This window comes from Inquilinus limosus MP06 (genome assembly GCF_000767795.1).
Lineage (GTDB): Bacteria > Pseudomonadota > Alphaproteobacteria > DSM-16000 > Inquilinaceae > Inquilinus > Inquilinus limosus_E.
In genome coordinates, this window is sequence record NZ_JANX01000260.1 from 1 (window position 1) to 8,416 (window position 8,416).

General features: G+C 70.1%; 9 protein-coding genes. 7 read left to right on the forward strand and 2 right to left on the reverse strand.

From position 1 onward, the window contains the following. Both P409_RS19260 and P409_RS19265 read left to right on the forward strand, forming a co-directional pair. A partial coding sequence (locus tag P409_RS19260) for a helix-turn-helix domain-containing protein (RefSeq protein WP_034841695.1) occupies positions 1 to 320 on the forward strand: 320 nt, incomplete at its 5' end. After that, on the forward strand, positions 317 to 895 hold the full coding sequence (locus P409_RS19265; RefSeq protein WP_081991629.1) for a cysteine hydrolase family protein: 579 nt from the start codon (positions 317 to 319) through the stop codon (positions 893 to 895). The genes P409_RS19260 and P409_RS19265, both read left to right, overlap by 4 nt. Before the next feature lie 188 nt (positions 896 to 1,083). Here the strand turns inward: P409_RS19265 and olsC are convergent, their stop codons facing one another. Next, on the reverse strand, positions 1,084 to 1,929 hold the full coding sequence (olsC, locus tag P409_RS19270) for an ornithine lipid ester-linked acyl 2-hydroxylase OlsC (protein ID WP_081991630.1): 846 nt from the start codon (positions 1,927 to 1,929) through the stop codon (positions 1,084 to 1,086). 292 nt (positions 1,930 to 2,221) lie between these two features. Here olsC and P409_RS19275 point away from each other — a divergent pair, with 292 nt between their 5' ends. The 5 genes from P409_RS19275 (at position 2,222) to P409_RS19295 (ending at position 7,716) form a co-directional block, all read left to right on the forward strand. Beyond that, positions 2,222 to 2,851: a LysE family translocator gene (locus tag P409_RS19275; protein ID WP_034841699.1), complete on the forward strand. Its 630-nt coding sequence runs from the start codon at positions 2,222 to 2,224 to the stop codon at positions 2,849 to 2,851. A gap of 228 nt (positions 2,852 to 3,079) precedes the next feature. Beyond that, a complete protein-coding gene (gene scpA, locus P409_RS19280; protein ID WP_034841702.1) occupies positions 3,080 to 5,233 on the forward strand; it encodes a methylmalonyl-CoA mutase in 2,154 nt (717 codons plus the stop codon). Between the two features lie 183 nt (positions 5,234 to 5,416). Next, positions 5,417 to 5,977 carry a DUF6886 family protein gene (locus tag P409_RS19285; RefSeq protein ID WP_034841707.1) on the forward strand — a complete coding sequence of 187 codons (561 nt, stop codon included), beginning with the start codon at positions 5,417 to 5,419 and terminating at the stop codon, positions 5,975 to 5,977. Between the two features lie 29 nt (positions 5,978 to 6,006). Further along, the gene (locus P409_RS19290; RefSeq protein WP_034841711.1) at positions 6,007 to 7,281 is read left to right on the forward strand and encodes a DUF763 domain-containing protein; all 1,275 of its coding nucleotides are present in this window, start codon (positions 6,007 to 6,009) and stop codon (positions 7,279 to 7,281) included. 99 nt (positions 7,282 to 7,380) lie between these two features. After that, complete coding sequence (locus tag P409_RS19295; protein ID WP_034841714.1) at positions 7,381 to 7,716, forward strand: hypothetical protein; 336 nt, start codon at positions 7,381 to 7,383, stop codon at positions 7,714 to 7,716. Between the two features lie 348 nt (positions 7,717 to 8,064). Here the strand turns inward: P409_RS19295 and P409_RS38995 are convergent. Beyond that, a partial coding sequence (locus P409_RS38995; RefSeq protein WP_034841717.1) for a hypothetical protein occupies positions 8,065 to 8,416 on the reverse strand: 352 nt, incomplete at its 5' end.

Genomic DNA, 8,416 nt, shown 5'->3' on the forward strand with positions numbered 1-8,416 from the left:
TGGCGCATCCCGAGGCCGAGCTGGCGGTGCCGGCCCTGGCCGAGCGGGCGGGGATGAGCCCGCGCAACTTCGCCCGCGCCTTCGTGCGGGAGATCGGCGCCACGCCCGCCGCCTATGTCGAGCGGCTGCGGGTCGAAGCGGCGCGCCGGCGGCTGGAGGAGACCGACCTGCCGGGCGAGACCATCGCCCGGGCCTGCGGCTTCGGCAATGGCGACGGCATGCGCCGCGCCTTTCTGCGCCGGCTCGGCGTGGCTCCGCGCGAATACCGCGAGCGGTTCCGGCCCGTGGCCACGCCGGAAACCATGGAGGAGAGAACGTGACCACAGCCCCCGATCTCTGGTCCAGCCGGGCGGCGCTGCTGCCGGTCGACCTGCAAAGTGCCTTCGACCTGCCGTCCTGGGGCCGCCGCAACAACCCCGAACTCGATGCCAATGGCCAGCGCCTGCTGGCCGCGTGGCGGCGGGCCGGGCTGCCGCTGCTGCACATCCGGCACGATTCCGTCGAGCCTGGCTCCACCTTGGCGCCGGGCCATCCTGGCCATGCCTTCCGTCCGGGCCTGGAGCCGCGGGAGGGCGAGCCGGTGGTGGCGAAGTCGGTGAACTGTGCCTTCATCGGCACCGATCTCGACCTGCGGCTGCGGCGGCTCGGCATCGGCACGGTGGTGCTGTTCGGCCTGACCACGGACATGTGCGTCTCGACCACGGTCCGGGTGGCGGCGAATCTGGGCTACCGGACGGTGGTGGCCGGCGACGCCTGCGCCTGCTTCGACCTGCCGGACGGCGCCGGCGGCACGGTCGTGGCGGAGGAGTTGCACCGTGCCCATCTGGCGACCCTGGCGGCGGAATTCGCCACGGTCACGACCACGGGCGCGGTGGTGGAGCAGTTGGGGGCGTAACCCGAGCTCGCATCAGCGAACCGGCAACATGATACCTCCGCTCTGTCATTGCCGGGCTTGACCCGGCAATCAGGGGCCACCCGGAGCGGCATCGACAATCTCTGGATGCCCGGGTCAAGCCCAGGCATGACAGCAGGGGGGGGCGGGAAGATGTCGGGTTCGCTGAGGCGAGCCAGACCTACGAAGATTCAGGCTTTCCGGTTCCGCAGGGCCTCGGCCTGGGCGTAGAACTTCTTCTCCCATTCCTTGTGCGCGTCCTGCCCTTCGCGGATGAAGGGGGTGAAGACGGCCAGGTTCAGGAGCAGCCAGTTCACCAGCCGCGCCGGGAAGCGCAGCGGCTTCACGAAATCGATGAACAGCACCACCCGGGTCTTGTCGGTGTGGTTCCAGGCCTCGTGCTCATAGGCGTCGTCGAACACCAGGGCCTTGCCTTCCTCCCAGTGGCAGATCTGCTTGTCGACGCGGATCGCCAGCTTCTCGCGCGGCTCCGGCACCAGCAGCGGCAGGTGCAGCCGCAGCACGCCGTTATACGGGCCGCGATGCGCCGCCAGGTGCTTGCCCGGCTCGAAGATCGAGAACATCGCGGTCTTCAGCCCCGGGATCTTCTGGACGATGCGCCAGGTCTCCGGGCATTGGGCGATGTTCCTTTCGGAGCTGACGCCGTAGCCGGCCAGGAAGAACGTCTTCCAGTGATTGTCCTTGCTGATCGTCTTCACGTCGGAGGAGATGTCCTGGAAGCTCGGCAGCTCGTGCTGGCGCAGCAGGACCTTGTCCAGCTCGGCCCGGATCAGGGGCCATTCCTTCTCGACCTCGGCCACCCAGGGGAAGGTGGCGGTGTCGTAGACCGGCGGGTTGCCGACCTTGCTGTATTTCAGGTTGAGCCGCTCGGCCCAGGTGACGAGGCGCATGAAGAAGCGGGTCACCAGGCTCGGCCGCTCCAGCGTCGGGTCGATGCCTTCCGTGGCGAACACCTGCTTCGGGTTGACGGGGCCCGGATGCGTCGCGGTGCCTTGGTTTCCGACGCTTGCGTTCACGGTGTCACACTCCGACTGTGCTCTCGCTTCCCGACGGTCGCAGCGGCTTCGCGCATGGCCGCGACGCAGGATTATATCGCAGAAAACGGCGGTTGGGATGGTGGTCCGCCGCAGGATTTCTTCCCCTACACCAATGGCAGGGCGGTTGCTATCGCTCCATCTGCGAATCATTCCTAGCCGGATTTGTGACAACGTCAAGACACTGCGGCGGTGGCGCGACATTGAGCCTGGGCCTGACGCTTGCATCCGGCCACGCTATGCTGGGCCGCGAAATCCCGCCGGAGGCCCGCCCATGCCGTCGTTCGCGCATCTGCTGCCGTTCCTCGTCGCGACCGTGCTGATCGCGATCATCCCGGGCCCGGCGATCCTCTACACCGTGGCACAGACGCTGGCGCGCGGCCGGGCGGCCGGGTTCCGCGCCGCCACCGGCATCGCGGTCGGAGACCTGGTCCATGTCACCGCCGCCGCAGCCGGCCTGTCGGCGGTGTTCCGCTGGTCGCCGACGCTGTTCCTGGTGGTGAAGATCTTCGGCGCCGCCTATCTCGTCTGGCTCGGCATCCGCATGGTGCGCAGCCGCCGCTCCGGCGACGCCCTGCCGCAGGTGGCGGAGAAGACGGCGCGCCGCGCCTTCGCCGAGAGCGTGACGGTCGAGCTCCTGAACCCGAAGACGGCGCTGTTCTTCATCGCCTTCCTGCCGCAGTTCGTCGATCCGTCCGCCGGCCTGCCTGTCTGGGCCCAGTTCGTGGTGCTGGGCATGATCGTCAATGCTGTGTTCTTCGCGGCCGACGTGGTCACCCTGCTGTGCATCGACCGGGCGATGTCCCGGCTGCGTCGCAGCGAGCGGGTGGCGCGCTGGCTCCGCCTGGCTAGCGGCTCGGCCCTGGTCGGGCTGGGCGCGCATATGGCGCTCAGCCGGAACTGAGGCCCGCCCGATAATGCTACTGGTGCGGCCGTCTGACGGCGGCTTCTGCGCTTCCGGTGCTCACGGACTACAACGTCCGCTGCGCTCCGGTTCTCGAAGCCACCGCCAGCCGACTCACACCAGCGCATTCTCGAGCGGACCTCGCGCAGCGCGAAAGAATCATGCGCGCCGCGTGACCGCGGCCGGGACCGCACCTATACTCCCCTCCGTGACAGGAGGAATGCCGCCATGACCGCCTTCGACAAGCGGACCCCCGCCGATTGGGAGGCGCTGGCCCGGAAGGAGCTGCGCGACCGCCCGCTGGAGGACCTGACGGTCGAGACGGCCGAGGGCGTGACGGTCAGGCCGCTCTACACCGCGGCGGACGTGCCGGAGGGCGCGGCCGGGGAACTGCCGGGCTTTGCCCCCTTCACCCGCGGCGTGCGTGGCACGATGTATGCCGGCCGGCCCTGGACTGTCCGGCAATATGCCGGCTTCTCCACCGCCGAGGCGTCGAACGCCTTCTACCGCGCCAATCTGGCGGCGGGGCAGCAGGGTGTCTCGGTCGCCTTCGACCTGGCCACGCATCGCGGCTACGACAGCGACCATCCGCGCGTGGTCGGCGATGTCGGCAAGGCCGGCGTCGCCATCGATTCCGTCGAGGACATGAAGATCCTGTTCGACGGCATCCCGCTCGACCGCATGTCGGTCTCCATGACCATGAACGGCGCCGTGCTGCCGGTGCTGGCCGGCTACATCGTGGCGGCGGAGGAGCAGGGGGTGCCGGAGGTCAAGCTGTCCGGCACCATCCAGAACGACATCCTCAAGGAGTTCATGGTCCGGAACACCTATATTTACCCGCCCGGGCCCTCGATGCGGATCGTCGCCGACATCATCGCCTACACGGCGGAGCGGATGCCGAAGTTCAACTCGATCTCGATCTCCGGCTACCACATGCAGGAGGCCGGGGCGACGGCGGTGCAGGAGCTGGCCTACACCCTGGCCGACGGCCTCGAATATGTCCGTGCCGCGATCTCGCGCGGACTCGATGTCGACGCCTTCGCCGGCCGGCTGTCCTTCTTCTTCGCCATCGGCATGGACTTCTTCACCGAGGTGGCGAAGCTGCGCGCGGCCCGGCAGCTCTGGGCCGAGCTGATCCAGGCCGAGTTCGCGCCGAAGAAGGCCGAGAGCCTGATGCTGCGCACCCATTGCCAGACCTCCGGCGTGTCGCTGACCGAGCAGGACCCCTACAACAACGTGGTGCGGACGACGGTCGAGGCGCTGGCTGCGGTGCTGGGCGGGACGCAGAGCCTGCACACCAACAGCTTCGACGAGGCGCTGGGCCTGCCCACGCCGTTCTCCGCCCGCATCGCCCGCAACACCCAGCTGATCATCGCCGAGGAGACCGGGGTGACCCGCACGGTCGACCCGCTGGGCGGCAGCTACTATGTCGAGGCGCTGACGGCCGAGCTGGCGGCCAAGGCCCGGGTGCTGATCGACGAGGTCGAGGCCATGGGCGGCATGACCAAGGCGGTCGAGGCCGGCCTGCCGAAGCTCAGGATCGAGGAGAGCGCCACCCGCCGCCAGGCCCGGATCGACCGCGGCGAGCAGGTGATCGTCGGCGTCAACAAATACGCGCCGGAGAAGCCGGACCATGTCGAGGTGCTGGCGATCGACAATTCGGCGGTGCGTGAATCGCAGGTGGCCCGCCTCAGGAAGATCAGGGCCGAGCGCGACGAGGCCGCGTGCCGCGCGGCGCTGGCGGCGCTGACCGCGGCGGCGAGGAGCGGCGAGGGCAACCTGCTGGACCTCGCGATCAAGGCGACGCGGGCGCGGGCCACGGTGGGCGAGATCTCGGATGCGCTGGAGCAGGTGTTCACCCGCCATCGCGCGGTGATCCGCTCCGTCTCCGGCGTCTATGGCGGCGCCTTCGCAGGCGACGAGGGCTATGCCCGGATCCAGGAGGAGGTGGCGCGCTTCGCCGAGGCCGAGGGGCGCCGGCCGCGCATGCTGGTGGTGAAGATGGGCCAGGACGGGCACGACCGCGGTGCCAAGGTGATCGCCACCGCCTTCGCCGATATCGGCTTCGACGTCGACATCGGCCCGCTGTTCCAGACGCCGGAGGAGGCGGCGCGCCAGGCGATCGAGAACGACGTCCATGTCGTCGGCGTGTCGTCCCAGGCGGCCGGGCACCTGACCCTGGTGCCGCAGCTGATGGCGGCCCTGAAGGCCGAGGGCGCCGGCGACATCCTGGTGGTATGCGGCGGCGTGATCCCGCCGCAGGATTACGAGCCGCTGCTGGCCGCCGGCGTCAGCGCGGTCTACGGCCCCGGCACCAACATCCCCCAGGCGGCCGGCGAGATCCTGGCGCTGATCGGCAAGGCGCGGGCCGCGGCGGCGTAATCCCCCTCACCCTCCCGCCAAGGCCGTTTCAGAAGTCCGAACACCGTCATTGCGAGCGCAGCAAAGCAATCCAGAGGCCGTTCGGCGTGGCCCCTGGATTGCTTCGTCGCTGCGCTCCTCGCAATGACGGTGGGGAATGGGAGTTGCGAAGAGCCTCGGTCCGCGCTGCCTGGGGAGACGTCGATGGTACGGCTGTTCCATTTCAGCGACGATCCGGAGATTGCGCGGTTCGAGCCCCGGCCGGTGCGCGTGCCGTCGGCCCGCCCCGCCGGGCGGGAGTGGCTGAACGGCCCGCTGGTCTGGGCGATCGATGATGCCCATCAGATGCTCTACCTGTTCCCGCGCGACTGTCCGCGGATCCTCGCCTGGGCGACACCGGGGACCTCGCCGGCGGACCGGGAGACATGGCTGGGGGCCGGCGAACCCCGAGCGGTGGCTTTCATCGAGGCTGGCTGGATTGACCGGCTCCGTTCTGCCGAGATCCACCGCTACGAGTTGCCGGTCGCGACCTTCCGCAGCCTCCAGGATGCCGGCATGTGGGTGTCCGAGGCCCCGGTCGTACCGACGCGCTGCGTCACTCTGGTCGGGCTCGACGGCGAGCTGGCGCGGTGCGGCGTCGACCTCCGTGTCGTCGAGTCCCTGGCGCCACTCGCCGCCCTGTGGGACAGCAGCCTGCATGTCAGCGGCATCCGGCTGCGCAACGCGGCGACTTGGCCGCTGGCGCAACACGGGGCACCGCGCTAGGATCGTTCCATCTTTGTTCCGGAGGATCCGTGGCGAAACGGGCCGGCAGCGCCGATCTGCCCCTGCATCACGGCCGGGTGCCCGCCTGGCTGGGCCGGCGCATGTCCCGGCTGGGTGCGGTGATCGCCGAGGCGATCATCCACCATTACGGCCGCGACGAGTTCCTGCGCCGGCTGGCCCACCCCTTCTGGTTCCAGTCCTTCGGCGCCGTGATGGGCATGGACTGGCATTCCTCCGGCATCACCACCAGCGTGATCGGCGCGCTGAAGCGCGGACTGCAGCCGATGGCCGGCGAGCTGGGCCTGCATGTCTGCGGCGGTCGCGGGGCCCATTCGCGGCAGACCCCGGCCGAGCTGATCGCGATCGGCCAGCGCGTCGGCCTCGACGGCGAGGCGCTGGCGAAGGCCAGCCGGCTGGTCGCCAAGGTCGACAGCGCCGCGGTGCAGGACGGATTCGACCTGTACCTGCACGGCTTCATCCTCGCCGATGACGGGCGCTGGGTGGTGGTGCAGCAGGGCATGAACGGCGACAGCCGCCTCGCCCGCCGCTACCACTGGTGCTCGGAGGATCTCAAGAGCTTCGTCGAGGCGCCGCATACCGCGATCGAAGGGCCTGGCCGGGGCGTGATCGTCAACCTGACCGACCGGCGGGCCGCGGCCTCGCGCCACCGGCAGCTGGACCTGCTGCGCGACCTCGGCCCCGACCGGCTGGTGGACGAGGTGGCGGCGATCGAGGGTCGGATCCCCCCGCCGCCGGACCAGCCATCACTGCCGCATCTCGTCATGCCGGCGCATCACGACGTCCGGCCCAGCGACGTCATCCTGCGCCGGCTGCACGGCGCGCTCAGCGCCGCGGCCGACCGGGCGCCGGAGGATTTCTCCGAACTGCTGCTGGTGCCGGGCGTCGGCGCCCGCACCGTGCACTCCCTGGCCATGGTGGCGGAGGTCGTGCACGGCGCGCCCTGCCGCTTCGCCGATCCGGGCCGTTTCTCCCTGGCCCATGGCGGCAAGGACCGCCACCCCTATCCGGTGCCGACCCGGGTCTACGACCAGACCATCGCGGTGCTGAAGACCGCCGTCGCCCAGGCGAAGCTGGGCCATGACGAGCGGCTGGACGCGATCCGCCGCCTCGACGACCAGGCGCGGCGGGTCGAGCGCCACGCCATCGGCCCGACCCTGCCCGAGCACATCGCGGTCGAGCGCCGGCGGTCGCACGACTATGGCGGCCGCAGTGTCTTCGGCTGGGAGCCGCCGCCGGCCGACGTCCCGGCCGATATTCCGGGCAATGCCACGAAAATGCCTTGATTGGCGCCGGATCGAAGCCGGCGGGTCGTACGTTGAAGGGTTCGGACGTTGGTGGGTCCGGCCCGATGGGCCGCCCGGCAGCAGAAGGACAGTACCCTGATGATCTCGACTCGCCGCATTCTGGCCGGTGCCCTGGCCGCCGCCGCGGTCACCCTGGCGGTGTCGACCCCGGCTTTCGCCGACAGCTGGAAGAAGCATGGCGGCTGGGGCTGGGGCCCGCCGTGGCGCCACCATGGCTACTACTACGATCGCGGCCCGGATGTGGTCGTGGTCCGGCCGCGCCCGCGGGTCTACTACGAGCCGTCGCCGGTCTATGTCGAGCGCCCGCCCGTCTATTACGAGCGCCCGGCGCCGGTCTACGTCGCGCCGCCGCCCCCGGTCTATGTGGCGCCGACCCCGGGCATCTCCGTCAACATCCCGCTGCGCTTCGACTGAGGCTCCTGGGCTTCGCTTGGCCGGCTGTGGCCCCGTGCCGCAGCCGGCCTTTTGCTGCCCGCGCCAATTCCGCTTGCATTCGGGCAGCGAACTCGTATCTTGAGATTGCGAATGATTTGCAATCGCTGTTCAAACGGAGCGACGTCGGAGTGGCGGAGCTCCTGCCGGGCGGCATGGCGGCCGCGCTGCCGCGGCCGAGGAGAGATCACGGATCGGGCGGGCTGGACGAGCTAGCCGACGCCATCGTGAAAGCCGTCGATCCGTCGACGATCGGGCCGGTCCCTGGCTGGCGTTCCTCCGGCCCGATCTACACTCAGAGCCTCCGGAGCCTCGCTCCGGAGGCCTTTTTCATGGGGCACGGCGGGCCAGGATGACGCCCGCCAGCATCAGCGCGCCCAGCACCGCCATGCCGATGCCGGTCCATTGCATGCCGTCGGTGATGGCGAGCTGGTTGTATTGCCACCAGACCTGGCCGCCGCGGTTGCCCAGCACGGCGGCGACCTGCAGCGCGGTCCAGGCGACCCCGACCCGCAGCGGCCCGGCGCCGCGCCCCAGGATGGCGGCGAAGCCGGCCAGCATCGCCAGGGCATAGGCCGGGTCGCTGCTGACGCCCCAGGCCAGCGATACCGGCACCTGGATGTCGAGGCCGTACAGGGCCCACAGCACCACCGCCGCGGCCAGCGGGCCGGCGGCCAGCAGG

Excerpts from the sequence above, each read along its gene's own strand:
- P409_RS19295 (WP_034841714.1), top strand. The coding sequence starts at position 7,381 with ATGATCTCGACTCGCCGCATTCTGGCCGGTGCCCTGGCCGCCGCCGCG.
- P409_RS19285 (WP_034841707.1), top strand. The coding sequence starts at position 5,417 with ATGGTACGGCTGTTCCATTTCAGCGACGATCCGGAGATTGCGCGGTTC.
- scpA (WP_034841702.1), top strand. The coding sequence starts at position 3,080 with ATGACCGCCTTCGACAAGCGGACCCCCGCCGATTGGGAGGCGCTGGCC.
- P409_RS19275 (WP_034841699.1), top strand. The coding sequence starts at position 2,222 with ATGCCGTCGTTCGCGCATCTGCTGCCGTTCCTCGTCGCGACCGTGCTG.